The sequence below is a fragment of the Streptomyces sp. NPDC090445 genome, from assembly GCF_044769385.1.
GTDB lineage: Bacteria > Actinomycetota > Actinomycetes > Streptomycetales > Streptomycetaceae > Streptomyces.
The window spans coordinates 1-18,166 of sequence record NZ_JBIVXV010000048.1; the positions used below are offsets into that span (position 1 = coordinate 1).

The window sequence follows — 18,166 nt, forward strand, 5'->3', positions numbered from 1 at the left end:
TCGTCCGTCTCCGGCTTGACCTGCCCAGGGCGTGGCATCTCGGCACCTCCTGGACAGACAGCCTACCAGCCAAGATCCTTAAGTCACTGGTATTGGGTGTAGGCGAGCAGTTCACGGGCGCGCACGGCCGCATCGGTGACCAGCTGCTCCAGCGGGTCGGCCCCGGCCCCGACCCCGGCGGAGGACGTGTCCTGCCGTACGGGCGGCCCGGGCAGCGGCGGCAGCTCGGGCAGCGCCGCCGGCTCACGGCCGAAGACCTCCTCGGCGGGAGTGCCGGCCGGCAGCTGCGCCGCCGCAGCGGCCTGCGAACCGGCGTCCGCTTCCTCCTCCGCTGCCGCTGCCTCCTCCGTTTCGTCCTCCGCCCCGCCGGCGTCCTCGTACCCGAGGCTGCCGGCGATCGCCTGCATCAGCAGGACGGACCGGAGTTCCTCCTGCGCCTCCTGCGTGCCGCGCCCCCGCAGCAGGAGCAGCAGCGTCGTGTCCTCGTCCAGCAGCCAGGACACCTGGTAGCAGAGTGCGGCTGCGTGCTTGCAGGGGTGGTCGAACGCGTCGCAGTCGCAGTCCGCCTCCAGGTCGCCGTAGCCGGGCAGCAGCCGGACCCGTGCGTCCTCGGCGGCCTCCAGCAGGTCGGGCGGCAGTGCACCGGCGGCGAGCAGCTCATCGGTGACGTCCGGCCGCTCGGCGGTCTTCTCCCAGAGCAACTCCCACTCGTCCTCGTCGAGTTCCTCCAGGGTGAGCACCGTCTCGAACGGGGTGTCGCCCTCGTAGCCGGTGGTGGAGATGCGCCCGGGGCTGACCGTGATCGGTCCGAGCCGGCCGGTCCGCGCGTAGGCCCGGCCCTTCTTCAGCGCCTCCTCGTCCAGGGAGGTGTCCTCCAGCGCGTCCGCCCAGGCCTTGCCCCACCAGGACTGGCCGCGTGCCCGGCTGCCCCGGCGCGCGGCGAAGGCCGGGAAGCCCCGCGCGCCCGTCTCGTCCCCGCTCATCCCGCGCTCCTCAGCTCGACCAGGTTGGCCAGTTCGTCGTTGGTCAGCTCCGTCAGTGCCTGCTCCCCGGAGCCCAGCACGGCGTCCGCCAGGCCCCGCTTCGCTTCGAGCAGGGCGGCGATGCGGTCCTCGACCGTACCCTCGGCACCCTCGGCGATCATCCGGTGTACCTGGACGGTGCGCGTCTTGTCGGCAGACGCATTCAATGTCGCACCCCTCGCCAACAGATCGGCGCGGGCCGCCCGCCGGCACCGCGGCCGATTCCAAGATCACGATCGCGCACATCGCATGCTGGCGCAGGCCCCGGAGGCCTGCAAGGACGATCGTCGTGATCCGGCAGCTGACGGTCGCGCGATGCGGGCGGCTCCGGCGTCACCACACCGCGAGCCGCCCCGCACGGCTACCTCGGCACTGCCGCCCCCGCTCTCCTCACCCGGCCCCGATCACGATTCGGCAGGCAGGAGCGCGGCGGTCTCGGCCAGCACGCGGGCCGCCGGTGCCGGGTCGACCAGCCACTTCAGGTGGCTGCCGGGGAGCGTACGGACGTCGTACGGGTTCTCCGGCGTCAGCGCGTCGCCCTCGCGGATCATCCGGTCCTGCATGGCGAGCGGCACGCTGGTGTCCTCGGCCAGCCGGACGTACGTCTTGGGGATCCTCCCCCAGCTGTCGGGCTGCGCCCGGTCATCGGGGGTGCCGGCGTCGAGGTTCTCGTCGGGCTGGAAGGTGTTGAGGAAGACCATGAACTCCTCGTCCGTCCCGTCGGCGAGGAAAGCCGCCTTGAAGGCCGCGAGGACGCCGGGGTCGGCGGTGCGGAAGTTGGAGCGCAGCAGCCCGAGCTCGGCAGGGTTCGCGACCATCGCCGACGCCAGCCCTGTGACGTCGACCGTGGCCATCTCGGGCTCGGCGTAGTAGGCGCTGACGTCGAGGTCGACGGGGCACCAGGCGGAGACGTAGACGATGCGGTCGATCAGGTCGGGCCGCAGGTTGGCCGCGACGGTGGCCGTGAGGCCGCCGCGGCTGTGCGAGACGAGGATGACGGGCCCGTTCCGCTTGGCCCGCTCCAGTATCCCGATGAGGTGCGCGGCGTTGTCGGCGAGCGTGACGCCCTTGATGGCCCCGGCAGTGGTGGCGAGCCCGGCGAGGTCCTGCGGCGCCTGGTAGGCCCGCGGGTACGTCGCGGCGAACCCGTGGCCCGGAAGGTCGACGGCGACCGAGCGGTGTCCGAGGAGGCCGAGTTCGGCCTGGAGCGGTGCGAAGGAGAAGGAGTTCGCGAAGGCTCCGTGGACCAGTACGAACGTCGGTTGCATCTGTCTACACTCACTTTCCGGTCCTCTGCGGCGTCGGCGGCGCGCGCATCGCTCTTCCCGGCGCCGCGAACCACCTCGCGGACGAGGAACGAGACGTCGTCCTGCGGCGCACCGTCCGACCGCAGAGACGTCTTCACGCATGGCATGCGTCAGCGGTCACGTGTGGAATCAGGATCGCAGCGTGTGAACGGCTGCTCCCTGTCCGGGGATTCACCCTACTCAGCGAAAGATCATCCGCACTACCCGGACGACTACCCGGACGAGCCCTTGCCCCTGATCACCGCCGCTCCGCGGTGCTTGACGTTGACGGCCGAAGCCTTGGCCAGTGCCGCGGGGTTCAAGAAGCGCAGCGGACCGATCAGGCGGGATGCGAACAGGTGCATGTGGCGCGCCAGCGAGTCGTCGCGCGCCGCAGCCGAGAACATCAGCCGCTCCACGGGACGGAACGGGCGGGCCTTCGCGAAGTCGGCGGCCAGGTACTGGTGACCGCGCAGTCGGCGCCGGTGTCTGCGTGCGTACACCACGAGCGACCTGTCGAGGTCGCCCCGACCGGTTGCGGCCGGGGCGACCGCCTCCGCCAGCCATTGCGCAGACTGGAGGGCCCACCCGCATCCCACTCCCCACAGGGGATCGCCGGTCAGGGCGGCGTCGCCGATGAGCGCGACGCCCGGGGCGATCGGCCTGCGGCTGTGGAGGGGGTGGTCGACCATGCCGGTGATCTTCGTGATGCGCTCGGCGGAGTCGATGGGCGGTGCCTCGGGCAGGGCGCGGACGAATGCGAGGAAGCTGCCCTCCAGGTCTTCGCGGAAGGCCGGCAGCCGCTCCTTGTCCGGGAGCACCGCGATGACCGTCACCCCGTCGTCGTTCGGAAACGCGTACGCCATGTCGGGTTCGAGGAACCAGGTCTGGCCGATCCCGCCGGGCAGCGGAAGGTGGCGGAAGTGTGCGAAATAGGCGAACCGCGTGTTCTCGTACAGCCGGGCAGGGACGCCGGCGGACTTCGCCACGGCCGAGTCCTTGCCGTCGGCGCCGACCACCAGCCGGGCCCGGATCGTGCGGTCGCCCTGCGGTGTCGACGCGCGCACCCCCGCGGTTCGCCCGGCTTCCCGGACCAGCCCGGTCACACGGTGGCCGGGGAGCAGATCGACGCCGGGCGTCCTCGCCGCATGGGACCTGATCAACGGGTCGAGGGTGCTGCGCCGGATGTTGTACGCGTACGGCAGCTCGGGGCCCGCCGGCGCGGCCCTCGGCTCGATCCATCCCCAGCGGGTGTACCAGCGGGCCTGGTTGCGGACGGCTCCCGCCTTCTCCAGGGCGGGGACGAGGCCGAGTTCGTCCAGCACCGGGTAGGCGTTGGCCGTGAGGGAGTGGGTGCACAGCACCTTGTGCGCTGCGGGGTCGGAGCGGCGTTCCAGCAGTGCGACGCGGACACCGCGTCGAGCGAGCAGGACGGCCGCGGCGCTGCCGGCGGGGCCGGCTCCGCTGATGACGACGTCGTAGTCCTGTCCCGCGCTCTCGGAGTTGGTCATGCGCTGATCGCTCCCTTCGGGGTGTGGTGCCGTTCGTGGGAGTGGTGCCGTTCGGGGGAGTGCCGTTGGTGGGAGTGGTGGCGCAGTCCACTGGTGTCAGGCACATGACCCGACTGTCAAGGGTGCGGTGGGCGTTCCCTACGGCGTTCCCTACGGCGTTCCCTACGGCGCGCTCGACGGCCCGGGCGCCGGGCCGAGGCCGGCACCGGTGTCGTCTCCCTTCACGGGCTCCGCAGCCCGGGGCTGCGGCACGCCGGGTTCGGGCAGGGTGCGGAAGAGCAGCCAGCTCAGCAGCGGCATCAGGACGAGGGGTGCCAGGGCAGTCTGCAGGGACGTGACGTCGGCGAGGCGGCCGACGGCCGGGCTCACCAGGCCGCCGACACTGACGGTCAGGCCGAGTGTGATCCCGGCGGCGGTGCCGGCCCGCGAGGGCAGGTAGTCCTGGCCGAGCGTGACCTGGAGCGAGAAGGGCACGTACAGACCGGCTGAAGTCCACGCCACGAACGGGTAGACGGCCGGGCCCGGCACCCACACCACGCCGGCGACGGCCACGGTCGTGATCAGGTACGACCAGCGGGAGACCGTCACCCGGTCCCAGCGGCTCGCCAGGAACCCGCCCAGCACCGAGCCGATCGCGCCGCCCAGGTAGAGGATGAACAACGCCGCGGCGCCCGCGGCCGTGCCGCCGCCCATGCGCTGCTGGACGTGCAGCGAGACGAACGTACTCAGACCCACGAACACGATCGACCGGCACACCACGGCCAGCGACAGCCTCACGAAGGAGGCGGTGTCGTCGGTCCCGGCCGGCACCGGCCCTCCGGCCCCGGCCGCCTGCCGGTGCTGCAGTGCCCGCAGCACGGGCAGGCACATGACGGCGCCGGCGAGGGCCGGCAGCACCAGCAGCGGCGTCCGGCGCAGGCCTCCGTCGGCCACGACGGCGGCGACGATCAGCGGGGCCAGCGCGAAGCCGATGTTGCCGCCTGTGGAGAACAGGCTCATGGCCTTGTGGCTGCCGTGGCTGGCGATGCGGGCGATGCGCGCGGACTCGGGGTGGTAGGCGGCCACGCCGATCCCGGACAGCGCGACGAACACGAGGGTGAGCCCGTAGGAACCGCTCAGTCCGCTCAGCGCGGCGCCGACACCGCCCAGCAGTGTGCCGGCCGGCAGCAGCCAGGGCATCGCCCAGCGGTCGGTGAGCACGCCGAACACGGGCTGCACCAGCGAGGACAGCAGCGAGGCGGCCAGCACGATGCCCGAGGCAGCCGCGTAGGTGTAGGCGCGTTCGGCGATGAAGAACGGCACCAGGGCCGCCACGGCGCCTTGGTAGACATCGACGCAGGCGTGGCCGGCGGACAGCAGCAGGATGGGGGTGTTCCTTCGCATGCTGCCATGCTCCGAGCCCGGCGCCACGGCTTGCTTCCGGTAAATTGCCAAGTGATGCCGAAAATCCGCCACGAGCCGACAGCCCCGACCCGCACCCAGCGGCTCGCCTCCGGCGGCGCCATCGACGCCCACTGCCATGACGACCACCAGATCGTCTATGCGGGCCGGGGAGTACTGGCCGTCACGACCGGCGAGGGGACCTGGATCGCCCCGGGCACCCGCGCCATCTGGGTGCCCGCGGGCACCGTGCACGCACACCGGGCCCACGGCGAACTCGACCTGCACCTGGTGGGACTGCCCGCCGCCGAGAACCCGCTCGGCCTCGACGCGCCCACCGTGCTGGCCGTCCACCCGCTGCTGCGCGAGCTGATCGTCGCCTACACGCGCACCGAGGACACCAACAGCCCGGAACGGGACCGTCTTCGCACGGTCCTGATCGACCAGCTGCGGGCCGCGCCCCAGCAGCCGCTGTACCTGCCCACCCCCACCGCACCCCTGCTCCACGCCCTGTGTGACATCCTGCGCGCCGACCCGGCCGACTCCCGTACCCTCGCTGCGCTGGGGCGGGAGGTCGGGGCGAGCGCTCGCACCCTGTCCCGGCTCGTCCGCAGCGACCTCGGCATGACGTTCCCCCAGTGGCGCACCCAGCTCCGGCTCCACCACGCATTGGTCCTCCTGGCCGAGCGCACCCCGGTGACCTCGGTGGCGCATCAGTGCGGCTGGTCGTCGGCGAGTGCCTTCATCGACGTCTTCCGCCGCGCCTTCGGCCACACCCCGGGTTCCCACCCGACGGGCTGACGGCGGGGCGCGGCCCGGCGGGCCAGGGGGAGGGCGAGGGCGGCTGCTGCCAGGTAGACGGTGCCGATCAGCAGCCAGCCGAAGTGGTGCAGGGAGGAGAGGGCCAGGGTGACCGCGAGGGGGCCGGCGGCGCGGACGAGCTGGGTGCCCAGGCTCCACACTCCCTGGTATTCGCCGAGGCGGGCCGGTTCGGCGAGATCGTAGGACAGGCCCCAGGACCCCGCGGACTGGAGGAGTTCGGTGAGGGTGAGGAGGACGACCGCTGCGAGGAGGGCCGTCACGGACCAGGCGGGCGCCAGGCTGCCGGAGGCCGCGAACAGGCCGGCGGCGGCCAGGAGGCACCAGCCGCCCTTGCGCATGGCGCGGGCCGCGGAGCCGACGTCGGTGACGCCGCGTCCGACCCGGATCTGGAGGCCGATGGCGACGAGGACGTTGGCGAACAGCAGGACCGACGTCGTCCAGGCGGGGGCGTCGGTGTGTCCGGTGACCCACAGCGGCATGCCGATCTCCAGGAGTTCCATGTGCATGATCAGCAGGCCGTTGAGGAGGGACAGGGCCACGTAGGGGCGGTCGCGCAGCACACCGGTCCGGGGCCGGGCGCCCGTCTTCGCTCCGGACGCGTCCGGGGCGGGAGCGGGGGCGGGGGCGGGGGCGGGGGTTTCCGGGAGGCGGGTGGCGATCAGGGCGACGGCCAGGACGCTGACGGTGCCGCAGCCGATCAGCACGCGGAAGGCGAACGGGCTGTCGACGGCGAGGGCCACCCCGAGAGCGGGGGTGCTCAAGGTGGCCCCGATGTTGCGTACGACACGGTTGAAGGCGAGGGTCGCGACCCGGTTCTCGGGCGTGGTGATGGTGCCGAGGTATGCCTGGCGGACGGGCGCGACGGCGCTTTCGGCGAGGCCGGAGAGGCAGGCGGCCGCGAGGAAGGCCGGGTAGGAGCCGACGAGTTGGTAGCCGGCGAGGACCAGGGCGCGGAACAGGCTGAGGCCGATCAGGAGGCGGCGGTGGCCGATCCGGTCGCCGAGGCGGCCCGCGGGGAGGGCCGCGGCGAGTCCGGCGAGGGTGGCTGCCGACAGGCCGCTGCCGACCTGGACGGCGCCCAGACCGGCGACCTTGGTGAAGAAGAGGACGCCCCCGGCGAGCATGATGCCGGGCACGAGGGAGTCGAAGAACGTCAGGGTGGCGTAGACCCGCAGGGGGCCGCGCGGAGGCAGGATCATGCCGCCCAATGAACCGGGGCGTGCTGCCCGCTGTTAGGTTTTTAGGCGTCGGCTAAAATGTCGTCCGGGGAAGCGTGGGCCGTTGATCGAGATCGTGCTCGGGGTGGACGATCTGGCGAGCATCCGGTTCGCCGTCTCGCCCCTCCAGGAGACCTGCCACAGCTTGTGGGCGCTGCGCGATCCGGGGGACTTCCCGCTGCACCTGCGCTGGCTGCGCCGGGTTCGGGAGCTGCTGCCGGAGCTGGACGGGGAGATCCTGTCGGCGCTGGTCAGCGAGCGGCGGTGGCTGCCGGACTTCATCACGCCGCGGCCGCGGGCGCGGATGCCGGAGATGGCGGAGGAGCTGCGGACGGTGCGCGGCACCGACGCGGCGACGGTGCGCCGCGACCTCGATGCCGCCTGGCTCGGGCAGCGGATGCCCGAGGTGCTGCGCGGCGACGCGGAGGTGCTGCGGGAGCGGATCGCCGATGCGCTGGAGGCGTACTGGCGGGCTGCGCTGGAGCCGTACTGGCCGCGGATGCGGGGCGTGCTGGAGGCGGACATCCTGCACCGGGCGCAGCTGCTCGCCGACGGCGGTGCGGCGGCGCTGTTCGCGGGTCTGCACCCGAACGTGCGGTGGGAGTCGGGGGTGTTGCGGCTGCACCCGATGGGCACGGACAGCCGGGTCCGGGCGGGTACGGGGCTGACGCTGTGCCCGACGCTGTTCGGGCGGAAGGCGACGGCGCCGATCGGGGAAGTGCCGCGGGTGGACTATCCGGCGCGCGGGGTGGCGACGCTGTGGGAGGCGGTGGCGCCGCCGGCGCCGGAGGCGTTGGCGGCGCTGGTCGGGCGGCCTAAGGCGGCGCTGCTGATGGCCCTGGACACGCCGGAGTCGACGGGGGCGCTGGCGCGGGTGCTGGGGGTGACGCCGGGTGCGGTGTCGCAGCACCTGGGTGTGCTGGCGGCGTGCGGGCTGGTGACGCGGGCGCGGGCGGGCCGGAACGTGCTGTACGCGCGCAGCGAGCTCGGTGACCGGCTCGCCGCACGCGGGGGTTGACGTTCAGGTGCGGGCGGGGGCGGGCAGGGGGATGCGGGTCCCGCACAGGGCGGTCAGCAGGGCGGAGAGGGCGACGGCGGCCATGCCCCAGGCGATACCGCGGGCGTCGGCGACGAATCCGATGGCGGCGGGACCGGCGAGGAGTCCGGTGGTGCCCATGGCGGCGACGAGGGACAGGGCCCGGGGGCCTTGGCGGGCGGCGGCCACGTAGCAGCAGGGGGTGACGGCGGCCATGCCGAGGCCGACGCAGGCGAATCCGGCGAGTGCGGGTACGACGCCTCCGGCGAGGAGGGCGGCGGCGAGGCCGGCGGCGGCCAGGGTGCTGCCGGCGCGCAGGACGGCCGCGTCGCCCCAGCGGGCGCGCCAGGTATCGGCGCGGAGCCGGGCGGCGAGCATGACGACGGAGACGGCGGCGATGCCGAGTGGGGCGGTCTGGGGGGCGGCTCCGGCGGCGTCGCGGAGGTAGAGGGCCGACCAGTCGTTCATGGCGCCTTCGGTGACGGTGCCGAACACCATGGCGCAGCCGGTCCAGAGGGTGACGCGCGAGAGCGTCGCCGGACGGGGGCGGCTGCCTTCGCGGTCCCGTCGCGTGCCGGAGGCGTCGGCGGGGTGTGCGGGGTCCCGGGGGAGGCCGCGGGCGGTGGCGGCGAGGAGGAGGAGCAGGAGGAGGCCGGCGGCGGCTGTACGACGAGCGCATCCGAGCCTCGGTCCACCACCGGTGGTGAGCGGCATGAATCCCCTCGCCGCCACCCCGCTGAACCGGCGGGTGCCGTGCACTCGGTGAAGCCGTCTGCCTTGTCGGCATCGGCCCGCTGAGGCTTCTGACGCCCCCTGGCCGCCCTGCTCACCGCGGGCGGGCAGGGGCCCGGCGTGGTCGGAGGTCAGGAGGGGGAGCTCGTGAGGACGACGAGTTGCAGGGTCGCCCGTGTCATCGCGACGTACCGGTCGACCGCCCCTTCGATCCCGTCGCCGAACCCTTCCGGGTCGATGAGGACGACCAGGTCGAATTCGAGCCCCTTCGACAGCTCGGGAGGCAGCGACCGGACGCGGTCCGTGGCCGGGAACGTCGGATCGCCGATGACGCACGCGGTCCCTTCGGCATGGTCGGCGAGCCACGCGCCGAGGACGGCGTCGAGGTCCGATACGCGCCCGTGGACGACGGGGACGCCGCCGCTGCGGATGGAGGTCGGCACGTTGGCGTCCGGGAGGGCGGCCCGGATGACCGGCTCCGCCTCCGCCATGATCTCCTCCGGCGTACGGTAGTTGACGGTCAGGGGTGCCAGGCCGATCCGGTCGAGCCCGACCCGCTGTAGCCGTTCCTGCCACGACTCCGTGAACCCGTTCCGGGCCTGGGCGCGGTCACCGACGATGGTGAAGCTCCGGGAGGGGCAGCGCTGGAGCAGCATCTGCCACTCGGCGTCGGTCAGTTCCTGCGCCTCGTCGACGACGATGTGCGCGAACGGGCCGGCGAGCAGGTCGGGGTCGGTGGTGGGCAGCTCGGCCTCGTCGACGAGGCTGACCTGCGCGTCCTGTCCGCGCAGCATCGTCACCAGGCCTTCGCCCTCGTCGCCGTCGGCGCCGGAGTCGGATGCGGCCGCGATCAGGTTGTCGACGACCTGGGCCATGCGTTCGCGCTGGGCGGCGAGGACGGCCTCGTTCCGTCGCCTGCGCCGGGCCGCCTCCGGGTCGCCGAGGCGCTGCCGTGCCGCGTCCAGGAGCGGCAGGTCGGACAGCGTCCAGGCCTGCGGCTCTGTGCGCTGCAGCTTCTTCACCTCGTCGGGGCCGAGCCAGGGAGCGCACATCCGCAGATAGGCGGGCACCGACCACAGGTCGCCGACGAGGTCGGTGGCTTCGAGCAGCGGCCAGGCGCGGTGGAAGGCCGTGACCAGCTCCCTGTTCCGCGTCAGCGATCTGCGGAGCAGACCGGGCGGGACGTCGCCGCCGTCCGCGTACGCGCCGCCCTCGCCCTCGCCCTCGCCAGCGTCCTCGTCCTCGTGCTCGCCCTGGTGCTTGTCCACGAGGAGCGTGACCAGTTCCTCCCAGACCTGGTCGCGCGCCTCGTTGTGCGGGGTGCCGGGTTCGGCCGCAGCGAACGCCGTGGCCCAGTCATCGGCGCTCAGCCGGATGTCGGACCAGGGGGTCGTGACCGTCATCCCTTCGGCGGGCGGCTCCTCGTAGAACCTGACGGCCTTCTCGATCGCCTTCACCAGGTCCGCCGACGACTTCAGGCGGGCCGTCTCCGGGTCGGCCTCGGGCCCGGCCGTGGCTCCCTCGGCGACGAGGTCCCGCAGGATGCAGGTCTGCACGCCGTCCTCGCCGAGGCTGGGCAGGACATCGGAGACGTACGCCAGGTAGGGCCGGTGCGGACCGACGAACAGCACACCGCCGCGTCGTTGACCGAGGCGGGGATCGGAGTGGAGGAGGTAGGCGGAGCGGTGCAGCGCGACGACGGTCTTGCCCGTCCCCGGGCCGCCGTCGACGACGAGGGCGCCGCGGGAGCCCGCGCGGATGATGGCGTCCTGGTCGGCCTGGATGGTGCCGAGCACGTCCCGCATCCGCGGGGACCTGTTGGTGCCCAGGCTGGCGATGAACGCGGACTGGTCGTCGAGCGCGGCGCGACCGGCGAATCCCTCCGCGGTGAACACCTCGTCCCAGTAGTCGCTGATACGGCCGCGGGTCCAGCGGTACCTTCGGCGGCTCGCCAGCCCCATCGGGTTGGCGTGGGTGGCCCCGAAGAAGGGCTCGGCCGCAGGGGAGCGCCAGTCGACGATCAGCCGGCGGCCCGTGCTGTCGGTGAGGCCGATTCGTCCGATGTACACGGGCTCGGGGTCGTCCGCGCACACCATGTGCCCGAGGCACAGGTCCAGGCCGAAGCGGCGCAGAGTCCGCAGACGGGCGGTCAGCCGGTGGACCTCCGTGTCGCGGTCCATCGCCTGCTGCCCCAGGCCGCCGGGTGCCCTGCGTACGGCGTCGAGTCGGCCGGAGACTTCGGCGGTCGACTGTGCGAGGCACTCCGCGAGGGCGGTGAAGTGCTGCTCGTCCTCGGCGATCAGCGCCGGGTCGGCCTTGGCCGAGAGACGGCCGGGAAGGTCGAACACGCTCGTGGTCAGGGGGGTCATGTCACCGGCTCCGATCCGCGAGGGCTCCCGCGCAGCCCGGCGCCGCAGACAACAGCGCACAGACTTCGCGAATCCCCCGTTTTCCGCAAGTTCTGGTTGAGAGCAGCGATTTTGGAGCATGGAGGGGGCCTTGCCGCAAGACCCCCTGTGCGCTATAAGTTAAGAGTGGCAAGAGGTGGGAACTCCCTCTTGCCTTTCCTCGTCTTCGGCAGACGGACGTCCCCCGCGAAGGGGCGACGCGTACACGCCCCCTCCCGCAGTGGCCGGCCGCCGCGCTTCGACCCGGTCGACCACCGCGAGCGCCATGCGGTCGAGTGCGGAATCAACCGCCTCAGGAAGCGCCGCGCCGTCACCACGCGCCACGACGTGCTCGCGGTCCGCTGTGAAGCAACCGCGCCGGTCGGACAGGCCTGCCGAGGCAGTCGCTGCGTTCTCGTGAACGCCGGTAACGACACCCGCCCGGGAGGCACGCCGTCACCCGGTTCCCGCGGAACGACCCGCGGGCCGCCTCCGACGTGTGTACTGCGGCGGGGTGTGCTCCCCGGCACCGAATGCCACCGATCGCCCCCCGGCGGGGCCGGATCGGTAGTCCGTACCGGCGGGGACGGGACGGGCGACGGGTGTGGGGCGGCTGCACGGGACGCGAATGCTGCCACTCTCGTCGTCCATGGATGTCAGCACCTTCTACGCCCTCTTCTCCGCCACCTGCTTCACCCTGGTCGGCCTGTGGTGGAACGTCGTCCAGAGCCATCACGACTGGATGCTTCAGCCCGCCCTGCGGCGCGTCGTCGGCGGGATCTACCTGTCCTTTCTGCTGCCCGCGCTGATGGGCCTGTTCGCCCAGGTCGGCGGTACCGAGCAGCCGCAGATCTGGCGGGCGGCCTTCGTCGTCCTCGCCGTGGTCGGCTGCGCCTCCACCCTGCGGCTGCTGGCCCGGGCGCGCGGCGACCGCTTCCTCACGTGGCAGCAGACCGGTGCCGGCCTGCTCTACGCCGTGATCGCCGTGGTCGGCGCCTTCCCCGAACTCGTCGAGCCGTACGGGCTACGCCCCATCCAGGCCGAGGCACTGATGCTGATCGGCCTGATCGTGCTGGGGCACGCCCTGGTCTGGCGGTTCATGGCCGGCGAGGGCCGCGCGGCCGAGGACTAGCCAGGGCGTCAGCGTCGGCTCGGGCGTGTTCGGGAAGCAGCGCCGTGCGCCTGGAGAGCGCGGCCTGCGGGTCCTCTGCTGCCGCTGGGAGTTGCACGGGGCTCTTGGTCGTCCTGCTGCAGCAGGACGACCGTCACGGAGCAGGCCGGCCACCGGGCGGCCGGACCGCAGCGCCACGGGCGCGGGTGGCGGCGCGGGCGCGGGTGGCGGCGCGGGCGCGGCCCGGCGGCGTCCGTCGTCTGCGGCGCCACCGGCCGGGTGACACCCGCAAACCCGGCGGGCGTGTGCAGCAGCCGACCCCGAATGCCTGGACCAGGATGCACGGGTCGAACCCCTCACCCACCCGGCAGGAGTCCTCCGTGCTCGAACGCAAGCAGATCAAGGGCCGCCGCACCCAGGTCACGTTCATCCTGCCCGAAGACACCCCTGCCGGGCCGGTCAGCGTCGTCGGCGACTTCAACCACTGGAACCCGGCCGCGCACCCCCTCACCGCCCGCGGCGACGGAACCCGCGCCGCCAGCGTCACCCTGCCCGCCCACAGCACCCATTCCTTCCGCTACCTCGCCGCCGGCGACTACTGGTTCAACGACGAAACCGCCGACGGCCACGACGGCACCAACAGCCACCTCCACACCTGAGCACCCCCCGCCGGCACGCGACACCGACGGCAGGCGGATGCACCGCCCTCGCCAGGAGAGCAGTCCATGGTCCCGCACCACACGCAGCCCTCTGGCCCGCGGCCGGCCGACACAGGCATGCGCGCGCAGATCGCGGATCTCGCCACGGAAGCCGAAACGCAGCTCCGCAACGGGCTGTGGGAGCTGACCTCCGGGGATGCGGCGCTGGCCCGCAACGCCGCCGCCGGTCTCGTCGAAGTGGTCCGCCCGGCCGCCGAGCAGGACACGCTGCCGGTCATCAAGCGCCTGGAGCACCTCCGCGAAGCCCTCGCCGTCCTCGCCGTCACCCTCGCCCGCACCCACGGCCCGCTGGCCTGGTTCCTCGCACGCGCCAGCGCCGCCCTCTCCCCCGTCCTCACCTGGCGCGCCCTTCCGGCCGCCGGCCGGCGGCAGTCGTTCGGCGCCGTCCTCCCCACCCCCGGCGAACTCCGGGACGCCGAGGACGCCGTCCGCCACCTGCACACCGCCCTCGCCCGTACCGGCGACCGGGCCACCGGCAACCGACCGCCACACAGCCACGACCCGTCGGCTCCCCCCTCCGGGCCGGGTGGCTGAGCGGGAGGGGCAGGGCATCCTGGCCGCTCGCCCGGTCGGCGCCCCGATCCGCGTCTTCCTCGACGACCTCTCCGCCCACGCTTCTGCGTTACTCGAACGCGTGGCTGCCTCTGGCGTCGTTCTTGTCCGAAAGCTCGGAGTGATGGCGCCGTGCGCGCCTCCAGCTCCAGGTGGTGTGCCCCGCGAGTGCCAGAGCGGCAACGGCCGCTGCCACGCGAACCACATGCCACGTCACTGCGACAACCGGGCCTTGGCCGTGCGCCTCCACGGCAAGCCGCATGGAGGTCTCGTAAAAGGCAATCAGCGGAACGACCAGCCGGAACGGGAGGCCGCCGAAGCCAGGTGTTCGCGCCAGGTTGCCCAGAAGTCCTACGGGCGCGCCGAGGACGAAAGCCGCCATTCCCCAGATCAGGATTCCCGAGGGGATCCCTTCTGTCGATCCGGATACCGATTCGCCGGATACCGCCGGCCCGATGGGTGTGGCAGGGCTCAGAGCCTTGAAGAGGTAGTAGACGACTACGCCGATGGCCAAGGCCGAGGACGACAGCAGAGCCGGCTCGATCCTGGCTCGACGGAAGTAGCCCACCAGGAATGCGAAACAGGCCCACGACCACCCTCCGGCGAGCACAACGTTCAGCGCGCTGCACACCGGGTTGTCGAATTTTCCGGCCAAAGGTCCGGAGAGGCCAAGCGCCACACCCGCCCCAAGGGACGCCGCCACCGGCACTGTGCGAGTACGCGGAAAGTGCACGATCTCTGTTTCCTGTCCTTGACGAGACGATACGTCTCGTCTACTGTCGTGGTCGTCGGCAGGCGCCCGACCGTGCCACCGTGCCACCCCGCAACCGCCTGCCGCGTGACCGTGCCGCCCACCCGAGGAGCGCTCTTGCAGCCAGCCCCCGCCGCATCCGTCCACCGCACCACCACCGCCGTCACCGCCACCACCGCCGCGATCACCGCCGCCGCCCCGGCCGCACCTCCGGCCGTGTCCCAGATCGCCCTCGTCGACGTCACCCGGCGCCGCGGCGACCGCATCGTCCTCGACCGGGTCTCCTTCACCGTCCGCCCGGGAGAGAAGGCCGGGCTCGTCGGCGACAACGGCTCCGGGAAGTCCACGCTGCTGCGGCTGCTCGCCGGACTGGAGCAGGCCGACAACGGCAGCCTGACGGTCGTCGCACCCGGCGGCGTCGGCCACCTCGGCCAGGCCCTCGGCCTGCCCGGCTCCGCACGCGTGGGCGATGCCGTCGACCACGCCCTGCGCGAACTGCGGGCCCTGGAACGCCGCATCCGGGCCGCGGAAACCTCGCTCGGCGCGGCCGCCCCCGGCGAACTCGACCGGTACGCCGCCCTGGTGGCCGAGTTCGAGGCGCGCGGCGGACACGACGCGGACCGCCACGTCGAGACGATCCTGCGTCGGCTCGGCGAGCGCGCGCCCCTCGACCGGGAGCGCCGCCTCGCCGCGCTCTCCGGGGGGCAGCGCTCCCGCCTCGCCCTCGCCGCCGCACTGGCCTCCGCCCCCGAACTGCTCCTGCTCGACGAACCGACCAACGACCTCGACGACGAGGCCGTGGACTGGCTGGAGGAGCACCTGCGCCACCACCGCGGCACGCTGGTCGCGGCCACCCACGACCGCGCGTTCCTGGAGCGGGTCACCTCCACCGTCCTGGAGGTCGACCAGGACCGGCAGACGGTGACCCGCCACGGCAACGGCTACGCCGGCTTCCTCGCAGCCAAGGCGGCGGCCCGGGCCCGTTGGGTGCGGGAGCACGAGGAATGGCGCCACGAGGTCGCCCGGCAGGAGCGTCTCGCCGAAGCCGGCATCGGGATGCTGTCCGGGATCCCGCACAAGGGGCCGCGGGCGTTCAGCGGCGCCGGCGCGTTCCGGGCGCGTTCCCGCTCCCACGGCGCGCAGGGCCGCATCCGCAACGCGCGCGAGCGGCTCCAGCGGCTCACCGGCGACCCCGTGCCGCCGCCCCCGCAGCCGCTGCGGTTCACCGGCCGCATCGACGGGGCGCCGGACGCCGGAAACCCGGCCCCGGCCCCCGCCGGGTCCGGGTCCGGGGCCGGGGCCGCGTCAGGGTCCGCCGCGGTGCACCTGGAAGATGTCCGGGTGGCGGGCCGGCTGTACGTTCCCTCGCTGCGGCTCGCCCCCGGGGAGCGGCTGCTCGTCACCGGCCCCAACGGAGCGGGCAAGAGCACGCTGCTCCAGGTGATCGCGGGGGAACTCGCGCCCGACTCCGGTGTGGTGCGCCGACCCCGGCGGGTCGGGTTCCTCCGCCAGCAGGAGTCCGGCGAACGCGCCGCGGACGGCTGCACGCTGCTCGCTGCGTTCGCGGCGGGCCGGCCGGGACGCCCCGAGGACCACGCCGACGAGCTGATCGGCCTCGGCCTGTTCCGTGCCGCCGACCTGGCCGTCCGGGTGCGGGAGCTGTCCGTCGGGCAGCGGCGCAGGCTCGAACTGGCCCGGCTCGTGACGGCCGGTCCGCTCGACCTGCTGCTGCTCGACGAGCCGACGAACCACCTGTCCCCCGCCCTGGTCGAGGAGATCGACGCGGCCCTGGCCGGCTACACCGGCACCCTGGTGGTCGTCACCCACGACCGGCGGGCACGGGAGGGCTTCCACGGCACCCGCCTCCGGCTGCCCCTGGGGGCGCCGCCCGCACCGTGACGCCCGCCTCGGCTGTCGACTCGTCGCGGCCCCCTGTCCCTGCCCCTGCACGGGGTCGGGGACAGGGGGCCGCTGTCATACGTGAGCCGGTGTCATGCGCGAGCAGCTGTCATGCGTGAACCGGTGTCATGTGCGAGCCGGTGTTCAGCGCGCCTGGACGACCGTACGGCCCTTGCGGGACCCGTCGGAGCAGGAACGCTTCTCCGCGGCGGTCATCTTCCGGGTCTTCACGACCACCGCGTTGCTCTTGCCGTCGGTGCCGTTCTTGGCCGGGCCGGTGATGGTGTCCTCGAAGAACCAGTAGTAGTGACCCCACTTGGGGCTGTCGTAGTGCGTCTGCCAGGTACCGGAGACCTTCTGCATCACCTGGGCGCGCGAGATCCAGCCCACCTCGCCGGGCTTCACCGTCATGTTGAGCGAGCTGCTCTCCGAGTGGCTGCTCGACCAACTGTGGCTGTAATTCGTCGTTATGCTGAGGTCGACGATGCCTGCGATCTTGCCGCCGGCGGTGACGGAGACGCCCAGCTCGTCGGTGGAACCGACTGTGTCGTCCCAGGTCATCGTCTGGGTGGCGTCGGACGTGGTGCAGTTGTAGAGCGAATTCGACACCTGGCGGAACTCGCCCAGGTACGCCTCTCCCAGCTTGGGCGAGTTGAACGTGCACTTGCCTTCGCCCGAGCCGCAGTCCGCCATGAGCTGCTGCCGCGTCGGCTGCTCGGCGGCGGACGCCGGCAGGCTGGTCGCGGCCGCGACTGCGCAGGCCGCCACCGTCAGGGACAGTGCGCGGGCTGCGCGGCGCTGGGCGCGGTGTGTCGTCATCGTAGTACCTCTCACCTTGCTGTGGGGGGTCGGCTGACCGCCGTATGCCGGGGCCGGAATCGAGGGCCGTCGGCAGCACGTTCGATCGCCGCCTGTTGCGATCTGCGATTCTCCAGACCGGTCAGCGGGGTGGGTCGTAAACAAGACAACTTGCGGAAGCCCGGCTACCGCATGCCCGGCGCGGCGAGGCCGCCCCCTCCGGCGGGTGGTTCCCGTTCAGGGGCTGCCGTTGGTCAGGAGCAGGTGGCAGACCCGGTCTCGGTGGATGAACGTGGCCGTGTCGGAGCCGCCGCCGTCGAAGTAGACCGGCCACAGCGGCTCCTCCCCGCTGAAGTAGCCGGTCGAGCGCAGGAAATCCGGTTCGACGGAGGCGTACAGCCATGCGCGGTCGGGTCGGCCCAGCAGGTGTCGGGCGAACTCGCCGGCCAGCCGTTCCGCTTCCGTCGCGGCGACATGGCGGCCGTAGGGGCTGAACGCCTCGCAGAGCATCCAGCGCAGCCGTGCCGTGAGACCCGTGGCGTCGAGGGGGCTGACGGTCGCGCGGAATCCGTCGCGCAGCAGCGGGCGTTCCGCCGGGATGTCGTCGCCGTGGAAGTCGTCCGACAGGTTGTGCCAGTCGCGCCGGCGGTCGGCGGCGTACATCATCTCCTCGAACAGTCCGCTGCGCAGGAAGGTGTGGAGTACGCGCTGCTGGTTCTCCGCCGTGACCGGCGCGTCGACGGCGAACTTGAGCAGCAGGGTGTTGCTGTTCATCGCGCTGTCCACGGCCGACAGGAACCCGTCGACGGCCGGGTGCTCCAGATCGTCGGACCGGTCGGTGAAGCGCACTGCCCCTTCCCTTCCCTGCTCGCCCGGGCGGCCGCCCGCCGTCCTCCCGCCGTCCTCCCGATCTCCGCCCGTGCGGTGACTCATGCGCTGCTCC

At 72.8% G+C, this 18,166-nt stretch carries 16 protein-coding genes and 1 pseudogene; 6 read left to right on the forward strand and 11 right to left on the reverse strand.

All coding sequences use genetic code 11. The annotated features are described in order from the left end of the window. Positions 1-83: 83 nt before the first annotated feature. The 5 genes and pseudogenes from ACIQUT_RS38875 to ACIQUT_RS38895 form a co-directional block, all read right to left on the reverse strand. Positions 84-983 (reverse strand): SWIM zinc finger family protein, encoded by a 900-nt coding sequence (locus ACIQUT_RS38875; RefSeq protein WP_403570293.1) that lies wholly within the window; start codon positions 981-983, stop codon positions 84-86. Next, a pseudogene (locus tag ACIQUT_RS38880) lies at positions 980-1,171 on the reverse strand (hypothetical protein); the annotation flags it as partial. The pseudogene ACIQUT_RS38880 and the gene ACIQUT_RS38875, both read right to left, overlap by 4 nt. Positions 1,172-1,426: 255 nt before the next feature. Beyond that, the gene (locus ACIQUT_RS38885) at positions 1,427-2,290 is read right to left on the reverse strand and encodes an alpha/beta fold hydrolase (RefSeq protein WP_403570295.1); all 864 of its coding nucleotides are present in this window, start codon (positions 2,288-2,290) and stop codon (positions 1,427-1,429) included. A gap of 251 nt (positions 2,291-2,541) precedes the next feature. After that, on the reverse strand, positions 2,542-3,819 hold the full coding sequence (locus ACIQUT_RS38890) for an NAD(P)/FAD-dependent oxidoreductase (protein WP_403570297.1): 1,278 nt from the start codon (positions 3,817-3,819) through the stop codon (positions 2,542-2,544). A gap of 162 nt (positions 3,820-3,981) precedes the next feature. Next, positions 3,982-5,202, reverse strand: a complete 1,221-nt coding sequence (locus ACIQUT_RS38895; protein WP_403570299.1) for an MFS transporter — start codon at positions 5,200-5,202, stop codon at positions 3,982-3,984. 54 nt (positions 5,203-5,256) lie between these two features. Here ACIQUT_RS38895 and ACIQUT_RS38900 point away from each other — a divergent pair, with 54 nt between their 5' ends. Next, positions 5,257-6,000 (forward strand): AraC family transcriptional regulator, encoded by a 744-nt coding sequence (locus tag ACIQUT_RS38900; RefSeq protein WP_403570301.1) that lies wholly within the window; start codon positions 5,257-5,259, stop codon positions 5,998-6,000. Here ACIQUT_RS38900 and ACIQUT_RS38905 read toward each other — a convergent pair. Further along, on the reverse strand, positions 5,913-7,220 hold the full coding sequence (locus tag ACIQUT_RS38905) for an MFS transporter (protein ID WP_403570303.1): 1,308 nt from the start codon (positions 7,218-7,220) through the stop codon (positions 5,913-5,915). The genes ACIQUT_RS38900 and ACIQUT_RS38905 overlap by 88 nt on opposite strands. Before the next feature lie 82 nt (positions 7,221-7,302). Here ACIQUT_RS38905 and ACIQUT_RS38910 point away from each other — a divergent pair, with 82 nt between their 5' ends. Next, entirely contained in the window at positions 7,303-8,256 is a 954-nt protein-coding gene (locus ACIQUT_RS38910; RefSeq protein ID WP_403570305.1) for an ArsR family transcriptional regulator, read from the forward strand. A 3-nt stretch (positions 8,257-8,259) separates the two neighbouring features. Here the strand turns inward: ACIQUT_RS38910 and ACIQUT_RS38915 are convergent, their stop codons facing one another. Together ACIQUT_RS38915 and helR are read right to left on the reverse strand one after the other, a co-directional pair. Continuing rightward, the gene (locus ACIQUT_RS38915; protein WP_403570307.1) at positions 8,260-8,988 is read right to left on the reverse strand and encodes a hypothetical protein; all 729 of its coding nucleotides are present in this window, start codon (positions 8,986-8,988) and stop codon (positions 8,260-8,262) included. Positions 8,989-9,137: 149 nt separating this feature from the next. Next, complete coding sequence (gene helR / locus ACIQUT_RS38920) at positions 9,138-11,375, reverse strand: RNA polymerase recycling motor ATPase HelR (RefSeq protein ID WP_403570309.1); 2,238 nt, start codon at positions 11,373-11,375, stop codon at positions 9,138-9,140. 667 nt (positions 11,376-12,042) lie between these two features. Here helR and ACIQUT_RS38925 point away from each other — a divergent pair. The 3 genes from ACIQUT_RS38925 to ACIQUT_RS38935 all read left to right on the forward strand — a co-directional run bounded on the left by ACIQUT_RS38925 (position 12,043) and on the right by ACIQUT_RS38935 (position 13,757). Next, entirely contained in the window at positions 12,043-12,525 is a 483-nt protein-coding gene (locus tag ACIQUT_RS38925; RefSeq protein WP_403570311.1) for a hypothetical protein, read from the forward strand. Positions 12,526-12,884: 359 nt separating this feature from the next. Beyond that, a complete protein-coding gene (locus ACIQUT_RS38930) occupies positions 12,885-13,163 on the forward strand; it encodes an isoamylase early set domain-containing protein (RefSeq protein WP_403570313.1) in 279 nt (92 codons plus the stop codon). Between the two features lie 66 nt (positions 13,164-13,229). Then, entirely contained in the window at positions 13,230-13,757 is a 528-nt protein-coding gene (locus tag ACIQUT_RS38935; RefSeq protein ID WP_403570315.1) for a hypothetical protein, read from the forward strand. Positions 13,758-13,845: 88 nt separating this feature from the next. Here the strand turns inward: ACIQUT_RS38935 and ACIQUT_RS38940 are convergent, their stop codons facing one another. After that, positions 13,846-14,454, reverse strand: a complete 609-nt coding sequence (locus ACIQUT_RS38940) for a hypothetical protein (RefSeq protein WP_403570316.1) — start codon at positions 14,452-14,454, stop codon at positions 13,846-13,848. Between the two features lie 255 nt (positions 14,455-14,709). Here ACIQUT_RS38940 and ACIQUT_RS38945 point away from each other — a divergent pair, with 255 nt between their 5' ends. Further along, positions 14,710-16,425, forward strand: a complete 1,716-nt coding sequence (locus tag ACIQUT_RS38945; RefSeq protein WP_403570354.1) for an ABC-F family ATP-binding cassette domain-containing protein — start codon at positions 14,710-14,712, stop codon at positions 16,423-16,425. Positions 16,426-16,569: 144 nt separating this feature from the next. On the opposite strand, the gene ACIQUT_RS38950 is transcribed toward ACIQUT_RS38945, so the two are convergent. Both ACIQUT_RS38950 and ACIQUT_RS38955 read right to left on the reverse strand, forming a co-directional pair. Further along, the gene (locus ACIQUT_RS38950) at positions 16,570-17,244 is read right to left on the reverse strand and encodes a hypothetical protein (protein ID WP_403570317.1); all 675 of its coding nucleotides are present in this window, start codon (positions 17,242-17,244) and stop codon (positions 16,570-16,572) included. 216 nt (positions 17,245-17,460) lie between these two features. Continuing rightward, positions 17,461-18,156 carry a hypothetical protein gene (locus ACIQUT_RS38955; RefSeq protein WP_403570318.1) on the reverse strand — a complete coding sequence of 232 codons (696 nt, stop codon included), beginning with the start codon at positions 18,154-18,156 and terminating at the stop codon, positions 17,461-17,463. Positions 18,157-18,166: the final 10 nt, after the last annotated feature.